The sequence below is a fragment of the Gordonia gummivorans genome (assembly GCF_022513585.1).
GTDB lineage: Bacteria > Actinomycetota > Actinomycetes > Mycobacteriales > Mycobacteriaceae > Gordonia.
Genome location: NZ_JAKWBF010000002.1, coordinates 57,521 through 77,841, shown reverse-complemented (window position 1 = coordinate 77,841; position 20,321 = coordinate 57,521). Strand labels below are relative to the sequence as shown.

Annotated in this window: 22 protein-coding genes and 1 tRNA gene; 10 read left to right on the top strand and 13 right to left on the bottom strand. The window is 64.4% G+C overall.

Going from position 1 to position 20,321, the window contains the following annotated elements:
• Positions 1–366: 366 nt before the first annotated feature.
• From MKW15_RS02215 to MKW15_RS02160, 12 genes are all read right to left on the bottom strand, one after another.
• Entirely contained in the window at positions 367–687 is a 321-nt protein-coding gene (locus MKW15_RS02215; RefSeq protein WP_240855714.1) for a hypothetical protein, read from the bottom strand.
• Positions 687–1,526 carry a phage major capsid protein gene (locus tag MKW15_RS02210; protein WP_240855712.1) on the bottom strand — a complete coding sequence of 280 codons (840 nt, stop codon included), beginning with the start codon at positions 1,524–1,526 and terminating at the stop codon, positions 687–689. The genes MKW15_RS02215 and MKW15_RS02210 overlap by 1 nt, the downstream gene beginning before the upstream one ends.
• Positions 1,527–1,633: 107 nt before the next feature.
• Positions 1,634–2,074 carry a hypothetical protein gene (locus tag MKW15_RS02205; RefSeq protein ID WP_240855709.1) on the bottom strand — a complete coding sequence of 147 codons (441 nt, stop codon included), beginning with the start codon at positions 2,072–2,074 and terminating at the stop codon, positions 1,634–1,636.
• Positions 2,075–2,088: 14 nt separating this feature from the next.
• Positions 2,089–2,517, bottom strand: a complete 429-nt coding sequence (locus MKW15_RS02200; RefSeq protein WP_240855708.1) for a hypothetical protein — start codon at positions 2,515–2,517, stop codon at positions 2,089–2,091.
• A complete protein-coding gene (locus tag MKW15_RS02195) occupies positions 2,514–3,149 on the bottom strand; it encodes a hypothetical protein (protein ID WP_240855706.1) in 636 nt (211 codons plus the stop codon). The genes MKW15_RS02200 and MKW15_RS02195 overlap by 4 nt, the downstream gene beginning before the upstream one ends.
• On the bottom strand, positions 3,149–4,483 hold the full coding sequence (locus MKW15_RS02190) for a phage portal protein (protein ID WP_240855705.1): 1,335 nt from the start codon (positions 4,481–4,483) through the stop codon (positions 3,149–3,151). Before MKW15_RS02190 ends, MKW15_RS02195 begins: the two co-directional genes overlap by 1 nt.
• On the bottom strand, positions 4,480–5,952 hold the full coding sequence (locus MKW15_RS02185; RefSeq protein WP_240855704.1) for a terminase large subunit domain-containing protein: 1,473 nt from the start codon (positions 5,950–5,952) through the stop codon (positions 4,480–4,482). Before MKW15_RS02185 ends, MKW15_RS02190 begins: the two co-directional genes overlap by 4 nt.
• A complete protein-coding gene (locus tag MKW15_RS02180) occupies positions 5,939–6,346 on the bottom strand; it encodes a hypothetical protein (RefSeq protein WP_240855703.1) in 408 nt (135 codons plus the stop codon). Before MKW15_RS02180 ends, MKW15_RS02185 begins: the two co-directional genes overlap by 14 nt.
• A complete protein-coding gene (locus MKW15_RS02175) occupies positions 6,343–6,558 on the bottom strand; it encodes a hypothetical protein (RefSeq protein ID WP_240855702.1) in 216 nt (71 codons plus the stop codon). Before MKW15_RS02175 ends, MKW15_RS02180 begins: the two co-directional genes overlap by 4 nt.
• On the bottom strand, positions 6,555–6,881 hold the full coding sequence (locus MKW15_RS02170) for a hypothetical protein (RefSeq protein WP_240855701.1): 327 nt from the start codon (positions 6,879–6,881) through the stop codon (positions 6,555–6,557). Before MKW15_RS02170 ends, MKW15_RS02175 begins: the two co-directional genes overlap by 4 nt.
• A complete protein-coding gene (locus MKW15_RS02165; protein ID WP_240855700.1) occupies positions 6,878–7,942 on the bottom strand; it encodes an AAA family ATPase in 1,065 nt (354 codons plus the stop codon). The genes MKW15_RS02170 and MKW15_RS02165 overlap by 4 nt, the downstream gene beginning before the upstream one ends.
• 358 nt (positions 7,943–8,300) lie before the next feature.
• The gene (locus MKW15_RS02160; RefSeq protein WP_240855699.1) at positions 8,301–8,477 is read right to left on the bottom strand and encodes a helix-turn-helix transcriptional regulator; all 177 of its coding nucleotides are present in this window, start codon (positions 8,475–8,477) and stop codon (positions 8,301–8,303) included.
• Positions 8,478–8,581: 104 nt separating this feature from the next.
• Here MKW15_RS02160 and MKW15_RS02155 point away from each other — a divergent pair, with 104 nt between their 5' ends.
• Together MKW15_RS02155 and MKW15_RS02150 are read left to right on the top strand one after the other, a co-directional pair.
• Positions 8,582–9,223: a helix-turn-helix transcriptional regulator gene (locus MKW15_RS02155; RefSeq protein WP_240855698.1), complete on the top strand. Its 642-nt coding sequence runs from the start codon at positions 8,582–8,584 to the stop codon at positions 9,221–9,223.
• Positions 9,204–10,415, top strand: a complete 1,212-nt coding sequence (locus tag MKW15_RS02150; RefSeq protein ID WP_462476162.1) for a tyrosine-type recombinase/integrase — start codon at positions 9,204–9,206, stop codon at positions 10,413–10,415. The genes MKW15_RS02155 and MKW15_RS02150 overlap by 20 nt, the downstream gene beginning before the upstream one ends.
• A gap of 19 nt (positions 10,416–10,434) precedes the next feature.
• On the opposite strand, the gene MKW15_RS02145 is transcribed toward MKW15_RS02150, so the two are convergent.
• A tRNA-Leu gene (locus MKW15_RS02145) sits at positions 10,435–10,511 on the bottom strand.
• A gap of 148 nt (positions 10,512–10,659) precedes the next feature.
• On the opposite strand from MKW15_RS02145, the gene MKW15_RS02140 reads away from it, so the two are divergent.
• The 8 genes from MKW15_RS02140 (at position 10,660) to polA (ending at position 20,230) form a co-directional block, all read left to right on the top strand.
• Positions 10,660–11,283, top strand: a complete 624-nt coding sequence (locus MKW15_RS02140) for an ANTAR domain-containing response regulator (RefSeq protein WP_240855695.1) — start codon at positions 10,660–10,662, stop codon at positions 11,281–11,283.
• Between the two features lie 169 nt (positions 11,284–11,452).
• On the top strand, positions 11,453–12,673 hold the full coding sequence (locus MKW15_RS02135) for a branched-chain amino acid ABC transporter substrate-binding protein (RefSeq protein ID WP_240855693.1): 1,221 nt from the start codon (positions 11,453–11,455) through the stop codon (positions 12,671–12,673).
• A 103-nt stretch (positions 12,674–12,776) separates the two neighbouring features.
• Positions 12,777–13,823 carry a branched-chain amino acid ABC transporter permease gene (locus tag MKW15_RS02130; protein ID WP_240855691.1) on the top strand — a complete coding sequence of 349 codons (1,047 nt, stop codon included), beginning with the start codon at positions 12,777–12,779 and terminating at the stop codon, positions 13,821–13,823.
• A complete protein-coding gene (locus MKW15_RS02125) occupies positions 13,820–15,037 on the top strand; it encodes a branched-chain amino acid ABC transporter permease (RefSeq protein WP_240855688.1) in 1,218 nt (405 codons plus the stop codon). Before MKW15_RS02130 ends, MKW15_RS02125 begins: the two co-directional genes overlap by 4 nt.
• Positions 15,034–16,002 carry an ABC transporter ATP-binding protein gene (locus MKW15_RS02120; RefSeq protein ID WP_240855686.1) on the top strand — a complete coding sequence of 323 codons (969 nt, stop codon included), beginning with the start codon at positions 15,034–15,036 and terminating at the stop codon, positions 16,000–16,002. Before MKW15_RS02125 ends, MKW15_RS02120 begins: the two co-directional genes overlap by 4 nt.
• Positions 15,986–16,798 carry an ABC transporter ATP-binding protein gene (locus MKW15_RS02115; RefSeq protein ID WP_240855684.1) on the top strand — a complete coding sequence of 271 codons (813 nt, stop codon included), beginning with the start codon at positions 15,986–15,988 and terminating at the stop codon, positions 16,796–16,798. Before MKW15_RS02120 ends, MKW15_RS02115 begins: the two co-directional genes overlap by 17 nt.
• Positions 16,799–16,837: 39 nt before the next feature.
• Positions 16,838–17,410 carry a GNAT family N-acetyltransferase gene (locus MKW15_RS02110; RefSeq protein WP_240855682.1) on the top strand — a complete coding sequence of 191 codons (573 nt, stop codon included), beginning with the start codon at positions 16,838–16,840 and terminating at the stop codon, positions 17,408–17,410.
• A gap of 48 nt (positions 17,411–17,458) precedes the next feature.
• Positions 17,459–20,230, top strand: coding sequence for a DNA polymerase I (gene polA / locus MKW15_RS02105; RefSeq protein ID WP_240855680.1), 2,772 nt, complete (start codon positions 17,459–17,461; stop codon positions 20,228–20,230).
• Positions 20,231–20,321 lie beyond the last annotated feature (91 nt).

Below are 20,321 nucleotides of genomic sequence, written 5' to 3'. Positions count from 1 at the left end.
GCATTTCATGTTGTCGGGTGGCGAGCAGAAAACCCCGCTGAACAGGGGTTTCATGGTGCCCTCGGTGAGACTCGAACTCACACTGGACGGGTTTTGAATCCGTTGCCTCTGGCGTTTGTTGTGTTTGTCGCCGTTGGCGGTGTTGGAAACATGCAGGTCAGAGTGTTGGTGACGTTGGCCCGCGTTGACCGTTCGTGAAACTACTGCGGACTGGCTGCGGACTGGCGGTCGCAACGAGACCCCGGCAGCTTGCGACTGCCGGGGTCTCGTCGTGTCCGGTGGGCGCAGGGGTTGGGCTCGCGCAGCGCCCTGGACTGCGGTCCTGGCCGCCCTTGCCCGAATGGTCGGGCTTGACGCCCACCAGGTCTATTGCGCCCGCTTCCGGTAGCGGTTCAGGACGAACAGCTCGGCGAGCGTCCATCCGGTGAAGCTGCCCCGGATCACGACGCGCATCGGCCCCATGCTGTCGTCGGTGTCGAGCTGGCCCGGGTTGGTGAGCAGGCGTGCGGTCGCGGTCGTGATGACCGCGGCCACGTCGTCGGTCGGCTCACCGTTTGTGAAGCCTCCCCCGCGGGTGTATGCCTGCGCCATCGCCGTCACGATGGCCGCGTGTTGTTCGGCCATCGCTGCGAGGGCTTCTTCGCTGCCACGGCCGAGGAAGTCGGCGACGGCTTGCCCGTCGACCATCAGCTGCCCGACGCTGTGAGGATGGTGACCGCCTTGGGCTGCAGCAGCGCGAGGTCGTACCGGCACACGACGCGCAGCGCGGTCTCGTCTGTGTCGAAGTAGCGCGACGAGTCGATGGTGATGCTCGGCGACATGTCGCGCGCCACGGCGACGAGGTTCATGTCGGCGAGGACGGCCTTACCGGTCGGGATTCGGCTGGTGATGGTGACCGGCACGCCGAACAACACCTCTTGACCGGTGGCGGTGAGGTCCGGCTGCAGGATGTAGCGGCCGTCAGCGTCCTTGATCTTCCGCACCGACAGGTAGTCGGCCGGCGACAGGAACCAGCGGTTGGGCTTGACCTCGTTGGCGCGTGCCACGCCGATGCCGTCGAGCAGGCTGTCGGAGTCGTCGGCGTCGAGGGTGCCGGTCGCGACTCCGGTCTGGTTGAGCAGTCCCTTGATGGTGTTGGAGCTGCCGGTGCCGGTGAACAGCGCGGCATCGAGGGCGGCGGCGGTGTCGGTCGAAAGGCGTTGCTTCAGAATGGAATCGAGCGCGGCTGCGGAGCTGCGGAGCACTTCGGCCGTGACGCGGGAAATGACTTTGAGGCTCTTGAGGGTGCTCGGGAGCATGGTCACCTCGTCGAGCCCGACGCTCGATTCGGGGATGGTTCCGCCTTCGGCGACGAATCCGACGGTGAGGCCGGACGCTACGCGCGGGATTCGGATCGGGCCGTTGGTGTCGATGATCTTCGGACCGGAGGCGAGGAAGACGCTCTCGGATTCGAGGGGCTGGACGAGCAGCGACTGAATTTCGGTCTGCTGCAGGGTGGGGAACGTGGCAGTGGTTTGCGTGGTCACGCGGGTCTCCTAGTGAGGGAAGGGATTCGGTTCACCTTCGCCACCAGGACGATTCGAGGGGACCAGCACCAGGCCGGTCCCCTCGATGATAACGCAGCGAGTTTAGTTCACGTGTACTCGATGTTGGGAAAGTCGGTCCGCTTGACCTCGTACAGCTTCAGGTTCGCATGCCCATGCCCGCGTATGTGGATGTGGATTTTCGCCATTTGTCTCAAGACATCCTGTAACGAAACGTCGTGGAGCAAGATGTCCGTAACCGGCAGACCGCCGTGCTCGGCACCGTACCGCTGGACAGCCTCGTACGTGTCGAGGCCGAGTTCTTCCGTGTTGACGGCGTGGACGTGCACGACTCCCTTTGAGTCGCAGCTATCCGCGCTCGCACGAGGTGGATAGATGTTTAGGCCGACGATCATCCAGCCGGTTCCAAGACCTGCAAGACTCTCAAGGCTCTTGCCGTTGACGATGTCGCCTTCCATGACGCCGCTGATATGCCAATCCCGATCGAAGTCGTAGTGTGGCGTCTCAACCCAGTTCCGTTCCTCCGGCATTTGTCACCTTTCCATCATCTGCCGCCGCGCATGAGCGCGGCGAGATCGACCGAGCTGGTCGAGGTTGTTTCACCTTGCCCTACGTCTCCGAGAACGCGGCGGGTTTTCAGGTGAGGCTTGCGGACGATTAGCTCGTCGATGGCCGTGGTGAGGTTGTCGCCGTCGAGGTGGGTTTCGTCGAACGGCAGGTCGGTGGGGTCCTGGAGCCGGCCGTCAGCGGCGACGAGCGCAGCGTGCAGGCGGGTCGCGAGGTCGTCGGCGCGCTGAGCCTTCTGCCTCCACTTGCCGTTCTCCTGCCGGAGGTCCTCCACGTACTTGCGAGGGAAGGTCTCTGGTTCGTCGTCGGGCTGCACGCTGTCGTGTACCCCTTCGTCGTCAGGGGTGGGAGCTGGTGCCCTACCTTCGTCGACCTCTTGCGGTTCGGGCTCGATGTTCTCGGTCATCGGATTCCTTTCAGTTTCTTGGTGTAGCGGGTTTCTTGAATCTGATCTGTGACAACAGGTTTCGGTGTGCAGGCGCAACCCTTGTGGTGTTGAAAGGGGTGTTCGGCCGGCCATATGCGGCCTTCGCGCCACCACCACCGGCAGAGCTGGCAGGCGTTCGCCGACAGTTGCCGGGTCCAGCCGGTCACCTGAGGTGTCTTCGCCAGCGCCTCCGATGCCGCGTCGGCTGCCTGCTCCAGCGGCTCACTCTTGGCAAGGCGCTCCAGCCGGACCCGGACCCGCGGCGCGGGTTCCGCAGGTGCGGTCGTCTCCGTGGATGTGTCCAGGTCGACGACCTCGGGTTCACTCTCGTCGAAGATGGTGGTTACGGCCTGGATCAGACGTTCGGTGTCGTCCACCCGCTCCAACGGCTGGACCGGGACGGCTTCGCCGAGCTGCGCCATGACCTCGGTAGCCATTGCGACGTCGGCGAGCGCTCGAGCGCGACCGTTGGCGACCGCGATAGCCGAGGCGATGTAGCGCACGGTCTCGTCACGGGTCAGCAGGCCGTCGAGGAATGACAGGTAGGCGGCGACGACCTGGCGGACTGCTCCCGCGGCGAGCGCGGTCAGCGACTCTTGGTAGCCGGCCATCAGTTGACCAGCTTGCCGAGGTCGATCGCGGCGACGTCGAGGCTGTCGGCTCGTCGGGCCGCGCTGATGGCTCGAATCTCGTCGTCGCCGTAGCCGAGACGCTGCAGCGCATACGAGGCTGGGAGCAGACCCGCAGAGTACAGCTTGACCACCGCGTCGGCCTCCTGCGCGACGCTGCGGGTCGCGGCGTCAGCCCACGAGACCCGGCAGTCGACAGTCAGCGGGTCGGCACCATCGCGGACCGCGACGATCAGCCGCGCCACGTCCTCCCAGGACCGACCGAACTGTTGCTGTCGGGCTTCGGCTCTCGCGGTCAGCGACGCCTCAGCAGCCCGCAGCGCATCGGCCGATGCCGGAGTGTCGGCCAACTGTCCTATGTAGTGGGCGGGGAGCGCTGAGACCGCCATGATCTGGCCAAGCAGTACCCGGACGGCCGCCTCGTACCCGTCGAGGCGCGCGGCATCGAGCTGACCGAACTTCGCCTCGTGGTTCTCCGAGATCATCGCCCGGTCACCCTCCGGGATCGGGTTCACCGCTTCGGTGTCGCCGGTCGGGTTGCCGTCGTCATCGAGGACCGGGGACTCTTCGAGCTCGATTCCGGTGGCCCAACGCCGCGGCCGGCCGACGTACTCGCTCGTGACCATCATGTCTGTCAGCGATTTGTTGAGGGCGTCGACCAGCGGCATCAGGTCGTCAATCTCCGATGACCCCCAGTCGTGGCGAAACACGTTGTCCACGAGCGGTAGTCGGTCGGCATTGAGCAACCGGACGACCGGGACGACGCCGAGCGGGTTCGCCAGCGACTCGACGACCTTAAGGCCGTTCGGGGTTGCGCCGGTCTGCTCGGCGCGTAGCCGCACGATTTCGTTCGGCAGGTACAGGACCGCCTCGGTCGTGTTCGCTGTTTCCCAGCGTTTGACCGCAGCGGTGATGGTGCGGGTACCGGGGTCGTGCAGGGTGGTGACCTGTCGTGCCGATTCGATGCTCACTTTCGGCCGGCCGTAGCGGTCGGCCCACACGATCACGTACGAGCTGCCGAGCAGTAGGGCCTCGCGGTGCGCGATCCCAGATTCTTGGTCGAGGTCGTTGCGTAGCCAGTCGTCCCAGATGTCGACTCCGGTGAAGCCGATGACCCGCAGTCGTTCGGTGAGCGAGGTGACCGCCAAGCGCGGAATGTTGGAGGCCATGCGGCCGAAGCGGTCTCCGAGCGCGGTGCGGGCCTCGGGAGCGAGGAACGCCAGCGCCTGCCGGCCGGTGTAGTACCGTTCGAGGTCGGCGTAGCGGGCCGATGGTTCTTCGAGCTTCTGCAGCAGTGTGGTGAGTAGTTCAGTCATTTGAAACTCCTTGTCTTCTTTCGCTTTTGGTGGGTTGCTCGCCAGGTGGCGCGCGAGTGAGCCATGACCAAGCACGCGGCGAGGTCAATCTTTCGGGCCGCTCGGGAGCGGCTGGACTTGCTGAGTCGGATACCGCGGGCGTCCTCGGTGATGACCGCGGCCGCGACATGCTCAGCGAGCGTCGTGTCACCGGAATGCGACATGCGACCGTTCAGCGCTGCCGAGTACAGGTCGCCAGTCGCGGCAGTCAACCGTGCTGGGCTGTGCGGAAATTCGACGACCGGCAGCCCTTCGGATTCGAGAGCCTGCAGCGTACGAGTCCAACGGAACGGATCGGCGATGATCTCCACGACGCGCCACCGGGTGCACGCCTTGCGGATCTCGTCCTCGACCTCGGCGACCGGCACCCGATACGAGTCGTCACGCGGTGGCCGCTGCCACACCCGCAGCTTGTCGAAATGCGGTTCGGTCGTCGCGGTGCCGACAAGCAGCGCGGTCGTGTCATCGGAGAAGCTGCCGTCGAGCGCCACGACCACCTCGACACCATCCGGGACAGGCTGGCCGGTCGACAGTCCGTCCCACACACCAGCCGGCAGAAACGCACCGTCGGTGTCAGTCGCAAACTGGCACAGGCGTGCCCGCCGAAACGTGCTCTCTCGTGTCTTCGGAGGCAGCAGCGCGGTAACCGCGTCGCGATGCAGGAAGTCGTCAAGGGCCGGGTTCGCCAGCTGCCAACAGTGCGGACAGTCGACAGGATGGTCCTCGAAACCGGCCGCGCTGTACTCGCGCCACCGCAGCGACGTGTCCTCGGGATGCTCGGCGGCGTAGTTGCGGAGGTCAACCAGCACCTGATCGTTCGGGTCCGGTCCCGGAGTGCCCATCGCGACAAGCACCGACCGCTCCCGCTTGCCCTGCGCGAGCTGCACCACCTCGAAAACATCACGCTTGACCACACCGGCCTCGTCGACCACCGCGAACACGTATTCCAGCCCTTCCAGCGCGGCCGGTGAGGCCGGGAGAACCTGAAACGTGCTGTCGGTCAGCGGCAACACGAGGCGGTCGGCATACACGTAACACCGGCTCGACAGGTCGTCGGACAGCTCGACCATGCGGCGGGCCGCGTTGAACAGCAGACCGGCCTGCCGTTCATCTACCGCGACACACACGACGTTCGCGGCCTCTCCCCAGCAGAAGAACACGTAGAGCGCGATGGCGGCGGTCAGCGTCGTCTTGCCCTGGCCTCGCGGGAGCATGATGCCAACCGTGCGAGCACCCGAATCGAGCACGTCCGACACGATGTCGACCTGCCAATCCCGCGGTCGAAACACCTTCTTCGCACCGGTCCCCTTCGGCACCCGCAAGAACTTCTCGCAGAACTTCAGGAACCGCTCCGACTCCACGTCGGTACGAGGCCGAAAAGGCAGCGGCACCTCGGCATTCTCGAGTCGCCCCTTGTTACCCGAGCGCATCAGCACCGGCCTTCATTGCCCTCTGCGGCTTGGCCGCGCGGTAGTGGTCCGCTTCGGTTGGGGCATCCCCCCTGGTCAGGAGCTTGCCGTTGGTGCGTGCTGCGCCTCGGGTCCGGTTGCATGGTCCGCATACGACGTCGATGTCTTGGAGCCGGATGGTCTTGCCCGCGGCTTTGCGCTGCCATGCTTCGGGGCTGTGGTCGGCTTGGAGGTCGTCGACGGCTCCGCAGTCCGAACAGAACGGCTGTAGTCGGCGGGCGCGTGCGGAGAGTTTTCGCCATGCGGTGTCGTATCCGCGTGCGCTGGCCGGTGGCTGGTGGTCTGGCAGTCGGTGGTCGGGGCAGCGGGTGCCGAATGCCGGTGTGCCGCAGACGATGCAGGGTTTGGCGGTCATGCTTGCTCCTGTTCGGCTCGGAGTTCGCGTGACTCGTCGTGGAAGTCGTCGAGGGCCTGGTGCAGCAGGATCAGGCTGTCGGGGTCCATCAGCCGCACCTTGCGGCCGATGCCTTCGAGGCGCTTGGCTGCGGTGTGCTGCAGTCTGCGGTGTTCGGTGCGGCTGATCGTGGTGTAGGCGGCGACGTCGGGCATGTCGGCTGGCGTGGTCACTGGTCCTCCTGGTTGGTGGGTTCGACGAGGGTGATGAGGTCGCCTTCGCCGTTGTCGTAGATGAGGCCGATGCCTTCGAGGTGGGCGTGGTAGACGAGGCATCCGAGCATGTCCGGGTTGGGGTCGCCGGTCATGGCCTCGTATTCCTTGCGCCTGCGGATGCCAGCCTTGCGGAGTTGGTCGGGCAGGTTCATCGCTGCTCGTCCACTCCTCTTCGACACGAAGGTGATGGTGTCCATGTCGACGCCGAACAGCAGGGCTGTGGCCTGGTCGTCCATGTAGAGTTCGCCGTCTGGCTGGCGGCGGATAGTTCCGGTTGTCATTGCAGGTCCTTCCAGTTCCTGTAGGCGAGGCGTGTGCGAGAGTCGTTCCACTTCAGGCGTTCTCGTGCGTCTCGTGCTGACTTGGGTGGTGGTTCGAGGGCGTCCATTGCGGCTACGTCCTCGGGGTCGGCACGTTCGGCGGGGTTGCGTTCGTTGGCGTCCGGGGCGCTGATGAAGCGTTCGTCGCCGAGGATGGTGAACTTGCCGGCCAACGGTTCCCGGTCTCCACCTGGTGATCGGCGGCGTAGGCCGCCGTGCCTGTCCTTGTGGATGGCGAGGTATGCCGAGCCGCCTTTGTCGGGGGTGAATGCGCTGTCGACGGTGACCCGGATGGAAGTGCCGCCGATGGCGCGCTTCTTGGCTGCGGTGCCGGTGGCTCCGAATTTGCGGGAGTCGGCTCCCTTCGACAGGTGGTCGATGGCGACGACACACGCGCCAGTTCTGGTCAGTGGCTTGATGACTCGTGTGTGCACGTCGGTGAATTCGTCGGCTGAGTTGCTGCCTGCGCCGTAGAGCGGCATGAGTTCACCGATGCTGTCGACGATGACCAGGACGGGCTGCCAGGTCTCCATGTGCTCGACGATGCGAGCCATCTGCACACGGTCGACGGGTTCGACGTAGAGGAATCTGTCGGGGTCGCGCAGTGTGTCCTCGTCGGCTCCGAAGTCGATGAGCCGGCTGACGGTGGACTCGGGACCGTTGTGGTCAAGGTCCAGGCGCAGCACACGGCCACCTTCTGCCAGGGCCTCGACGGTCGCGAAGTCGCACAGCAGAGTCTTGCCCGATTCGGGGTCGCCGAACACGACGTTGTACTGGCGGGCGTAGAAGATGCCTGTGCCGTCGCGGCGTTTGCAGATGCCGGGAGCTGGCGGCTCGGGTATGCCGTCGTCGAGGAGTGCCGCGACATCGACGTAGCCGCATTGGTCGTGCATCTCGGTTGCATCCGGGTTGACACCCTCGTCAGGTTCAGGGGCCGGCTGCACTTCGGATGCGCCGTTGTAAACGTGCAGGTCAGGGCGTTGGGTTGCAACCGTACCCTTAGGTGGGATGCATCCGGTCATCGGCGGCGGCTCCCAGGTCCGACGCGTGGCGGCGGGAGTTCGCCGAGCTGGGTGCACGTGTCATTGCGGTGGCCTTTGCGCATCGGGTCTTCGCACCCGCAGTCATGGGTGAACGGGCACGCGCCGAGCACGATGCCGTGCTGCGGGCAGTCGTTGACCGGCAGCCGAGGACCGGTGCAACGGTGTTCGAGCGGGTCCCGGTGCCACGCCTGGCAGGCAGGGCACCGGATTGGTTCGAGCCGAAGCGCGGCGGCTCGGCGACGTCGCATCGCTGCGCTATGCTCTCGGTAAGTCCACGCCTTGGATGTCTGAGCGGCCCCGTCACCAGCGGGGCCGTTCCCTTTTAGGTCGGTCATGTCTAAGCGCTCTCCTTCGCTGCCAGCCAGTCGAGGACGGTCGACTTCTTCCACACGCGTCGGCGGCCGAGCTTGATGCTTTGAGGTCCGTCGCCGATGTGTGCCCAGTAGCGCCACGTGCTTGCGGGCGTGCCGGTCATCCCTTCCAGCTCGTTGGCGTCGAGATAGTCCTTGTCCAACGGTTCGTTCCTTTCTGATTTCGCAGTGTTCCCGAATTGGAACTAACACCGTTGTAGTTTGCGGTGGTTGTGTTGGTCAATGCGAAAACAGTAGAGTTGCGAATATGGGAAGACGTGAACGCACCGAGGTCTATTTCAGGGAGAGGCTCAAAACCGAGCGCGAGAGCAGGGAGTGGTCACAGAGCGCAATGGCAAAGATGTTGACGGACAACGGGATTCCGATGCACTCGACCACTATTGCGAAAATTGAGGCCGGCGACCGGGCGGTGAGGATTGACGAAGCGGCCGGCATCGCGAAGCTCTTCGATGTTTCGGTCGATTGGCTTCTGGGACTCAAGGAACGCACCGAGGACGACCTGGTTTACCCCATCCGGAAGGTCGTTGAAGTGAGCCGACGCTCTCAGTGGCGGCTTGCGGAGTATATGGGCGAGGTCGATGCGGCGTTCAGTGGGCTCGACGGTCTGGATTTCGTTGGTGCGGAAGACCTCAAGGCCATCGGGCCGGAGTTTTACGAGCACGCCTACAGGGCCATGAATGCGATCCACGCCGCGTCCCAGTTCGAAATCCCTGATTCGGTGACCCTTGGTGACCAGAAGGCAGACGAGCATGAGCGCAGGGGGCGAACATTCGCTGCCAGCATGAACGCGGCCGAAGATGCCTTGGGATACGACGTGTGGGGCAGCCTCAATTCGTACCTCGATGCTGCCAAAACGAAGAAGGATGACGGTGGAGATGAGACGCAATAGGCGGGCGGGCGTCGAGGACCGTTGGACGAAAACCGTCCGCGATGACGACAACAACGAGACCAGGGTGCCGACCGCTCGCAATGGCAAAGGTCTGCGCTGGATGGCGCGATATGTCGCTGATGATGGCCGGGAGCGCACCAAGAGCTTCGGGCGCAAGGCAGACGCACAGAACTGGCTCAACAAAGAGATTTCGGGTCAGGTCACCGGCACGTGGACCGACCCCGACCTGTCGACGCAGACGTTCGGGGCGGTGGCCGAGAAGTGGATTGCGACGAAGGCGAATCGCAAGCCGAAAACCGTTGCGGGATACCGGAGTCTGCTCGACACGGTGATTCTTCCGCGCTGGGAAGATGTGCCGCTGCGGGACGTCCGTTACGACGACATGCAGGTGTGGGTCTCGGGGCTGTCGGTCAAGGGTGGGTCGACTCGGTTCGCCAAGCGCGGCCTGTCTGCCTCGCGGGTGATTCAGGCGCACCAGGTCGTCGGCGCTGTGATGAAGTTCGCGGTGCGGTCGAAGTATCTGGCAGTCAATCCTGCCGAGGGCATCGACCTCCCGGACAGGACCGAGGTCGAGCAGCGCTACCTGTCGCACGAGCAGGCTCACCGGCTCGCGGTGGCGTCAGGCCACTACCGCACCTTCGTCCTGGTGCTGGCGTACTGCGGCCTGCGTTTCGGTGAGGCGGCGGCGCTGCGCGTCGGGTCGGTCGACCTCAAGGCTCGGCGTATCACGGTGAGTCGCTCGGTCACCTACGTGACCGGGCAGGGACAGGTCGAGGGAGCGCCGAAGAATCGGACCAGCCGCAAGGTGCCGGTGCCGAAGTTCCTCGTTCCGCTGCTGAGGACCGAGATCGGCGTGCGGGGCGCTGGCGAGTTGGTGTTTCCGGGCCGTGAGGGTTCTTGGCTGACCGAGGGGCAGGTGCGCTGGGTGTTCGACACCGCGGCCGAGGCGATAGGGGAGAAGGGACTCACACCGCACGAGCTGCGCCACACGTGCGCGTCGCTGGCGATACAGGCAGGTGGGAACGTGAAGGTCCTACAGACGCTGCTCGGGCACAAAACTGCGACCCTCACGCTCGACCGATATGGGCACCTGTTCCCGGATGACCTGGACCGGATTGCGGACTCGTTCGATTCTGCTGCGGACCAGCTGCGGACTGAGAAGGGTCTGCGCCTCGTCGGCGATGCCGATTAAGGCTCTGAACTGGTCTTTCTGGTGCCCTCGGTGAGACTCGAACTCACACTGGACGGGTTTTGAATCCGTTGCCTCTGCCAATTGGGCTACGAGGGCATGCGCGCGACGGTGCCGGTTGCAACAGCCAACTCTAGATGATCGGCCGGTGGGCACGTCACCCGGTACTCTGCCACCATCGACCTCCGTGCTGCCGGGCCTTGCTCGGCGGCCCGACCTGCGGGGTCGCCGACATCGAGGAGGGGAAGTGACGGTGACCGACAGCGTCAAGGCACATGCCGACGGTGCGACGACGGCACACAAGGTGCTCGTCGCCGAGGACGACTCGCTGATTCGGATGGACCTCATCGAGATGCTTCGCGAAGAGGGTTACGACGTCGTGGGGGAGGCGCCCAACGGTCAGGCGGCCGTCGAACTCACCGAGAGCCTGGGTCCCGACCTGGTGATCATGGATATCAAGATGCCGATCCGCGACGGGATCGACGCGGCCACCGAGATCGCCCAGAAACGGTTGGCGCCGGTGGTGATGCTGACGGCATTCAGCCAGCGCGATTTCATCGAGAAGGCTCGCGACGCCGGCGCGATGGCATATCTGGTGAAGCCGTTCACCAAGGCTGATCTGGTCCCGGCGATCGAGGTCGCGGTGAGTCGCTACCAAGAACTCAAGATGCTCGAGCGTGAAGTCGCGACGGTCAACGACCGTCTGGAGACACGCAAGGTCGTCGAGCGGGCCAAGGGCTTGCTGATGGAAAAACAGGGCTTGTCCGAACCCGAGGCGTTCAAGTGGATTCAGCGCGCAGCGATGGATCGTCGGACGACGATGAAGGCGGTGGCGCAAGTCGTCGTGGAGACGCTCGGTCCCCAGGGCTGAGCGAATTGCGAGCCTCGTAAATTCTGGGAAAACCTCACCGCGTTTGTCGTGGGAGTTTGCGCCCAATCCATCGCACCCAGCGCTTGGGCGGTCTATGTTTTCTCAAGGTCTGCTCAGCAGATCTCTCGACCGCGGGGTCGGGCCGGCTCTTGGAGAGAGGTACTGAACAATGCACCGTCGCGTGACGACAGTTGCACTGGCGACGACGCTGGCAGCTGTACTCGCCGTTTCGGCATGTAGTAGCAAATCCACGGATTCGGGATCTGAATCCAGTGGATCTGCCGGCTCAGGACTGACGATCTCGCCTGTGGCCCAGATCAATACCGCAGGCGAGGAACAGCCCGCGGTACAGGAGGCCAACGCGCTCAATCCCGCCGAACCCGGCGGCCAGACCTGTGCGCCCGCGACCATCGCGATGGCCGGTGCCCTCACGGGTGCCGATGCGGCTCTGGGCATCAACATCAAGTACGGCGCTCAACTGGCCGTCGACCAGCACAACAAGGCCAACCCGAACTGCCAGATCACGTTGAAGACCTTCGACACCGAAGGCGATCCGCAGAAGGCAACTCAGGTAGCCCCGCAGATCACCAACGATGATTCGATCATCGGACTGATCGGTCCTGCCTTCTCGGGCGAGACCAAGGCGACCGGCGGCATCTTCAATCAGGCCGGGCTGGTGTCGGTGACGGCGTCGGCCACCAATCCGGGCCTCACTGGAAACGGCTGGAAGACCTTCTTCCGCGGGCTGGCGAACGATGACGTGCAGGGTCCCGCCGTCGCCAACTACCTGACCGGCAAGCTCGGCAAGCAAAAGGTGTGCGTCATCAAGGACGACACCGACTACGGCGCGGGCCTGGAGAATGCGGTGACCGAGGCGCTGGGCGCCAAGGCCGACGCCAGTTGCTCCGGCGATGTGAAGAAGGGTGAGCGCGATTTCTCGGCGGTCATCTCGAAAGTTACAGCGGCACAACCGGATGCGGTGTTCTACGCGGGGTACTACGCGGAGGCAGCGCCGCTCGCACAGCAGCTGAAGACCGCAGCCCCGAACGTGACCTTCGTGTCGGGTGACGGTGCCAACGATCCGCAGTTCACCGCGCAGGCGGGCGACTCGGCGAAGGGTGCCTACCTGTCGTGCCCGTGTGGTCCTGCTCCCTCGCAGTTCGCGCAGGAGTACCAGTCGGCGTTCAACCAGGCTCCGGGCGTCTACTCCGTCGAGGCCTACGACATCGCGGCCATCATGATGAAGGGCATCGAGGAGGGCAACACCACCCGACCGAAGCTCCTGCAGTACATCGGGCAATACAAGGGCGCGGGTCTTGCGCGTCAGTACTCGTGGCAGACCAACGGCGAGCTCTCGACATCGCTGATCTGGGTGTACGAGGTCAAGTAACGCATCAACCAAACACTCGGTGCGTCCGTGCCGCCCACCGGCGTTCGGGCGCACCGAGTGTTTGTGAAGTACACCCGTGAACGATGACGGCTGAAGGGGACGAATGACCACCACCTACCTGGTGGCCGAGACGACAACAGCGGTGGCGTCGACCATTGGATTCGACGTCGGATCGCTTGTCGACAGCTTCTGGTATCTGACCATCGAGGGCCTGACGTACGGCTCCGTGTACGCCCTGGTGGCGGTCGGTTACACGCTTGTCTACGGCGTTTTGCGGCTCATCAACTTCGCGCATTCCGAGGTCTTCATGCTCGGCATGTTCGGCACCTACGTCGGATTGCTGCTGCTGGGATTCACTCCGTCCGGCAACACGTACGCCGAGGGCACGTTGATGACGGTGGTCTATCTGGTGCTGGCGGGTCTGTTCGGCATGATCGTGTCCGGCAGTGCGGCCATGGGGTTGGAGTTCGTGGCCTATCGGCCGCTGCGACGGCGAAACGCCAAGCCGTTGGCCTTCCTCATCACCGCCATCGGCATGTCGTTCGTCTTGCAGGAATTCGTGCACTACGTGCTGCCGAAGGCCCCGGTCGAGCCACCGCTGGGCGGCTCGTCGGCTCAGCCGACAATTCGCTTGGTCGCGCCGGTCGAACAGTTCACGATCTTCGGAGCCCCGGTCACCAACCTGACGATGGTCATCATTTTCTCGGCCGTGATTCTGGCGCTGGGCACCGACTTCATGATCAACAACACCCGGCTAGGGCGCGGGATTCGATCGGTGGCGCAGGACCCGGATGCGGCCCTGCTCATGGGCGTGTCGCGGGACCGGGTCATTCTGCTCACCTTCTTGATCGGTGGTCTTCTGGCCGGTGCGGCAGCACTGCTCTACACGCTGCGTGTCCCGAACGGGATCATCTTCAATGGCGGGTTCATCCTGGGCATCAAGGCGTTCTGCGCCGCGGTCCTCGGCGGCATCGGCAATGTCCGCGGAGCTCTGCTGGGTGGGCTGCTGCTCGGCGTGATGGAGAACTACGGATCGGTGCTGTTCGGCAATCAATGGAAAGACGTGGTGGCCTTCGCATTGCTGATCCTGGTGCTGATGTTCCGTCCGACGGGCATTCTGGGTGAGAAGCTCGGAAAGGCGAGGGTATGACGACGCAACCGGTCGGCACGACAACGCCCCAGGCCCCCGAGCGCCACGGACTCGGCGACGCGATCCGCACGTGGTGGGAGGCACTTCCGCGCGTACAGCAGTGGCTGGTCGGTGCGCCATTGATCCTTCTCCTGGCGCTGCTGCCTGTCATCAATCCGCCGCTGATCACCACGACGGCCACCAACTTCGGAGTGGTCATGGCGACGTTCGCCATGACCGCGCTCATTGCCATCGGCCTCAACGTGGTGGTCGGACAAACCGGCCTCCTCGACCTCGGCTACGTCGGCTTCTACGCAGTGGGTGCCTACGTCGTTGCGCTGATGACCAGTCCGTCGAGTCCGCTGTGGAACAGCCCAGACCATGGGTTCTTCTCGGGCCCCTGGGCCTGGCTTGCGTGTGTTCCGCTCGCGATCGTGATCACCGGTGTCACCGGGCTCATCCTGGGCACGCCGACCCTCCGTGTGCGCGGCGACTACCTGGCCATCGTCACGCTCGGCTTCGGTGAGATCGTGCGACTGCTCGCCGACAATCTCACCGAGGTCACCAACGGGGCGTCGGGCCTGCAGGGCGTCCTGTACCCCGAACTCGGCCGCAGTGACGAGAGCCCAGGCGGTGTGTTCTCGACCGCCAACAACAGGACCGACCTCAACTACGGCGTGTGGTGGTACTGGCTTGGGATAGTCGCGGTGATCATCGTGCTCATCGTCGTCGGAAATCTCGAGCGCAGTCGCGTCGGCCGGTCGTGGGTCGCCATCCGTGAGGATGAGGATGCCGCAGAAATCATGGGAGTGCCGACCTTCAAATACAAGCTCTGGGCGTTCGTCATCGGTGCGGGAATCGGCGGGCTGTCCGGGGCGGTCTATGCGGGTCAAGTGCAGTACATCGATCCCAAAGCGTTCACGGTCATCAACTCGATGCTGTTCCTGTGCGCCGTCGTCCTCGGCGGTCAGGGAAACAAGCTCGGGGTCATCGCCGGTGCGTTCATCATCGTGTACCTGCCTGCGCGTGTTCAGGGCGTCGAGGTCGGCGGGCAGGCGCTGAGTGAATACAAGTACCTCTTCTTCGGGCTCGCACTCGTGGTGCTCATGATCTTCCGCCCGCAAGGGCTGTTCCCGGCCCGAGCACGATTGATCACCTTCGGTCGGCAAGTGTATTCGGTTGCGCGGCGCACACCAGCGCCCGCACCGTCGGGCAGTGAGGAGGCCCGCGCATGACGCACCGCTTGCCCGACGAGCCAGAACAGACGCCCTCGACACCCGACCTCGCCGAGCAGTTGGCAGAAGCCCACGCCGACGTCGAGGCCACCGTGGTGGTGAACCCAGCAGACGTCGACCCCGCTCTTGCCGATCCGGAAGCCGTTGCCGAAGCCGTTGCGCCGCAACGCGAGATCGCTGCCGAAGAGGGTGAGACGCTACTGAAGGTCGAGGGTCTCACCGTGGAGTTCGGCGGGCTGGCCGCACTCGACGACATCAGCTTCGACATCAAGCGCGGCGAGATCCTCGGACTCATCGGACCCAACGGTGCGGGCAAGACCACCTGCTTCAACGCGATCACCGGTGTCTACCGGCCCACCAAGGGAATCATCACCTTTGATCAGGCGCCACTCGGAAAACTCAAGCAGCACAAGATCACTCGCCGCGGAATCGCGCGCACCTTCCAGAACGTGCGGCTGTGGGGTGAGATGACGGCGCTGGAGAACGTGTGTGTCGGCACCGACGCCCGACACAAGACGTCGGTCTTCGGGGGAATCTTCCGCACACCACGCCATTACCGTGAAGAACGCGATGCAGTCGATCGCGGCATGGCGTTGCTGGAGTTCGTGGGCATCGGACCGCGTGCGGCGGAGAAGGCGTCCAATCTGCCCTACGGCGATCAGCGGCGTCTCGAGATCGCGCGGGCACTCGCGACCGAACCCAAACTGCTCTGCCTCGATGAACCGGCCGCCGGCTTCAACCCGAGCGAGAAGACGGCGCTCATGGGACTGATCAAGAAGATTCGCGACGACGGATACACGATCTTGCTCATCGAGCACGACATGCGGCTGGTCATGGGCGTGACGGACCGGATCGTGGTGCTCGAGTTCGGACGCAAGATCGCCGAGGGCAGTCCTCGCGAGGTCCGCGACAATCCTGCCGTCGTTGCCGCCTACCTAGGAGTTCCCGATGACGAGATCGCCTGAGCACGACGACTCCGAAACAACGAACACCATCGAGTCGGACGCAGCGACCGCGGAAGCCACGCCCGCCGACAACGGGACGCCAGTCCTCGAACTGACCGACGTCGTCATCCACTACGGACGTATCCGTGCCCTGCACGGGATTTCGTTGCACGTGAACGCGGGCGAACTCGTCACGCTGCTCGGTGCCAACGGGGCGGGGAAATCGACGACCATGCGCGGCGTCTCCGGGCTCAACAAACTCAGCGCCGGAGACATCCGCTTCCACGGTGAATCGATCACGAAGTGGTCGCCGCACGAGCGGGTGGCCCGTGGGATCGTCCAAGTACCGGAGGGGCGTCGGATTTTCCCGGGGATGACCGTCCTGGAGAATCTCGACATGGGTTGCTACGGAAGGAAATTCCCCAACAAGGCCGCCTACAAAGAGGCGCTCGACCACGTATTCGACGTGTTCCCACGTCTGGGTGAGCGACGCAAGCAATACGGTGGCACGATGTCGGGCGGCGAGCAGCAGATGCTGGCAATCGGTCGCGCGTTGATGGCCCGACCCACGCTCTTGCTGCTCGACGAACCGTCGATGGGGTTGGCGCCCATGGTGATTCAACAGATTTTCCGGATCATCGCGCAGATCAACGCCGATGGCACCACTGTCCTGCTGGTCGAACAGAACGCTCAGCAGGCGCTGAGCCGATCCGACCGCGGCTACATCATGGAAACCGGGACCATCACCAAGGAGGGGCCGGGCAAAGCGCTGTTGGTCGACGACGCGGTGCGAGAGGCGTACCTCGGCGTGGCGTGAGGACCGAACGCACCGTCGTCGATGAGTACTGTCGATGCCATGGTGGACGTCACAGTGGATACCGCGACCGATCTGGACACCGTTGAGCGAGTGCTCACGCAGGCGTTCGCAGACGACCCGGTCATGCTGTGGATACAGCCCGACGCGCGTCGTCACCGGATGATCTTCCATACGCTGTTGCGCAATGTGCACGGCCCGACCGCCACGCTGGAACTCGCCGTCCGCGACGGCGCCACCATCGGAGCGGCGGCCTGGGACCCGCCCGGGCACACGATCAGCGCCAAGGGGCAGGTGATGTCCTCGTTGTGGTTCATTCGTGCCCTCGGACCGCGGATTGGTCGGGGGATCGTACTCGAACAGACCTTTATGAAACGGCGTCCCAAGGAGCCACACTGGTACCTCGGTCAACTCGGTGCCGCTGCTCCAGGTTTGGGAGCAGGGACCGCGCTGCTCGAACAACGCCTGTCGCAGATCGACGCGCCGGCGTATCTGGAGAGTTCCAACGAGCGCAATCTGCCGCTCTACGAGCGGTTCGGATTCCGGGTGACCGAGGAGGTCGTCCTGCCGTTCGACGGTCCGACGGTGTGGCTGATGTATCGGCCCATGCCGTGAGGTGCATGGGCGCTCAGGCTGTCGGGGCGCATCACTAGACTTTGAGAGGTGAGCCCCGCGCAGAGTTCCAGCCCCGCCCGATCCGCGACTCGTGGCAAGGCGACCGACCGTAAGCCGGTCCTGATGCTCCTCGACGGGCATTCCCTGGCCTACCGGGCGTTCTTCGCGCTTCCCGCGGAGAACTTCAAGACCGCCACCGGCCAGACCACCAACGCCGTGTACGGCTTCACGTCCATGCTCATCAACCTCTTGCGCGACGAAGAACCCACGCACGTCGCCGCGGCCTTCGACGTGTCGCGCAAGACGTTCCGCTCCGAGATGTATCCGGAGTACAAGGCGCAACGATCCAAGTCGCCCGACGAGTTCAACGGGCAGGTCGACCTCACCAAGGAAGTCCTCGATGCGCTGGGCATCCCGGTGATGGCCATCGAGGGATACGAGGCCGACGACATCATCGCGACGCTGGCCACCCAGGCCGACGCCGAGGGATTCTCGGTGCTCGTCGTGACCGGTGATCGCGATTCGCTGCAGCTGGTCAACGAGCGAATCACCGTTCTCTATCCCCGCAAGGGTGTGTCGGATCTGACCCGCTTCACCCCGGAAGAGGTCGAGAAGAAGTATGGGCTCACGCCGGTTCAGTACCCGGACTACGCGGCGTTGCGCGGCGATCCGAGCGACAACCTGCCCGGCATCCCCGGAGTGGGGGAGAAGACCGCCTCGAAGTGGATCCGTGAGTACGGTTCGCTTGCGTCGCTCGTCGACCACGTCGACGAGGTGAAAGGCAAGGTGGGCGACGCCCTGCGCGCGCATCTCGCGTCGGTGCAGACCAACCGTCAGCTGACCGAACTGGTCCGGGACATGCAATTGCCTGCGACGCCCGACGAGCTGGCCGTGGTCGGATGGGATCGTGACCGCATTCATCAGCTCTTCGACGATCTCGAATTCCGGGTTCTTCGCGACCGGCTGTTCTCGACATTGAGTTCTGTTGAGCCAGAAGCGGAATCCGGATTCGACCTGGACGGCGCGATCTTGGCGCCGGGTGAGGTGTCGGACTGGCTGACCACTCATGCGCGCACTGGCCGCAGCGGAGTCGCCGTGACCGCACCGCACGTCGTGGTGGGGGCCGATCCCACCGGTCTGGCGATCGCCGCTGCCGACGGTACGTCGGCCTACATCGATGCCAGTGCGGTCGACCCCGACGACGAGCGTGCGCTGGCCGAGTGGCTGGCCGACGACGCCGTCGGCAAGGCGCTGCACGAGGTGAAGTGGGCGATCCACGCACTGGCGTCGCGTGGCTGGGCGCTGGCCGGCGTCACCAGCGACACGTCACTGGCCGCCTACATCGTCCGGCCCGGTCAGCGCACCTTCAACCTCGATGATCTGGCCTTGCGCTACCTGCGGCGGGAACTGCGCGACGACACGGCCACCGACGACGGGCAGTTGTCGCTGCTCGACGACGACGGCGGTGCCGCGAAGCTGGCCGAACAGCACATGCTCGAGGCGCGTGCCGTCGCGGAACTCGCCGACACCCTGGACACCGAGCTCGACCGGATCGATTCGCGGCCCCTGCTGACCGACATGGAACTGCCGCTGGCGTTTGTGCTCGCCGATCTGGAGGCGGCCGGAATCGCCGTCGACGTCGCACATTTCGAGGAGCTCGAACAGAACTTCGCCGAACGGATTCGGGTCGCCGCGGACGCTGCCTACGACGTGATCGGCGAGCAGATCAACCTTGGATCGCCTAAACAACTGCAGACCGTGCTGTTCGACAAGCTCGACATGCCGAAGACCAAGAAGACCAAGACCGGCTACACCACCGACGCCGACGCGTTGCAGGCGCTGTACGAGAAGACCGAGCATCCGTTCCTCGCGCATCTGCTGGAGCATCGCGACGCAACCCGACTCAAGGTCACCGTCGACGGGTTGTTGAAATCCGTCGCCGACGACGGTCGTATCCACACCACGTTCAACCAGACGATCGCCGCGACCGGACGCCTGTCGTCGACCGAGCCGAATCTGCAGAACATCCCGGTCCGCACGGCGGCTGGTCGGGAGATCCGGCAGGGCTTTATTGTGGGCGCCGGGAGCGTAGCGAGCGGGCCCGGTGTAGCGGGCGCCGAGAGTGACTGCCTGATGACCGCCGACTACAGCCAGATCGAGATGCGCATCATGGCGCACCTGTCCGAGGATGCCGGGCTCATCGAGGCGTTCAACACCGGGGAGGATCTGCACAACTTCGTGGGTTCGCGGGCGTTCGGCGTCCCGATCGACGAGGTGACCACGGAGATGCGGCATCGGGTGAAGGCGATGTCGTACGGCCTCGCGTATGGGCTGAGTGCCTTCGGTCTCGCCGCGCAGCTGAAGATCTCCCGTGACGAGGCCAAGGAGCAGATGGAAGCGTACTTCGCCCGGTTCGGTGGGGTCCGTGACTACCTGCACAACGTCGTGGCGGAGGCACGCCGAAACGAGTACACCGCAACGCTTTTCGGTCGTCGCCGATACCTGCCCGACCTCAACAGCGACAATTGGCAGCGTCGACAGTCCGCCGAACGCATGGCCCTCAACGCGCCGATCCAGGGAACTGCAGCAGACATCATCAAGGTTGCAATGATCAACGTGCAGAAGCGGGTTCGCGCGGAGAAGCTCGATTCGCGCATGCTGCTGCAGGTGCACGACGAGCTCGTCGTCGAAGTGGCCAATGGTGAACGCGATGCGATCGAGGCCGTGGTACGTGAGGAGATGGGTAGCGCCATCGAGTTGTCGGTGCCCTTGGAGGTGTCGGTTGGCTTCGGTCGGTCCTGGGACGACGCGGCGCACTGATTCGAAGAGTTCGGTGACCGCGCGGCGCTGAACTGGGCAAATACGTTAGTGCCGTGCCCGCGAAATCTAGGGGAAGAGTTTCTTCCCCGGG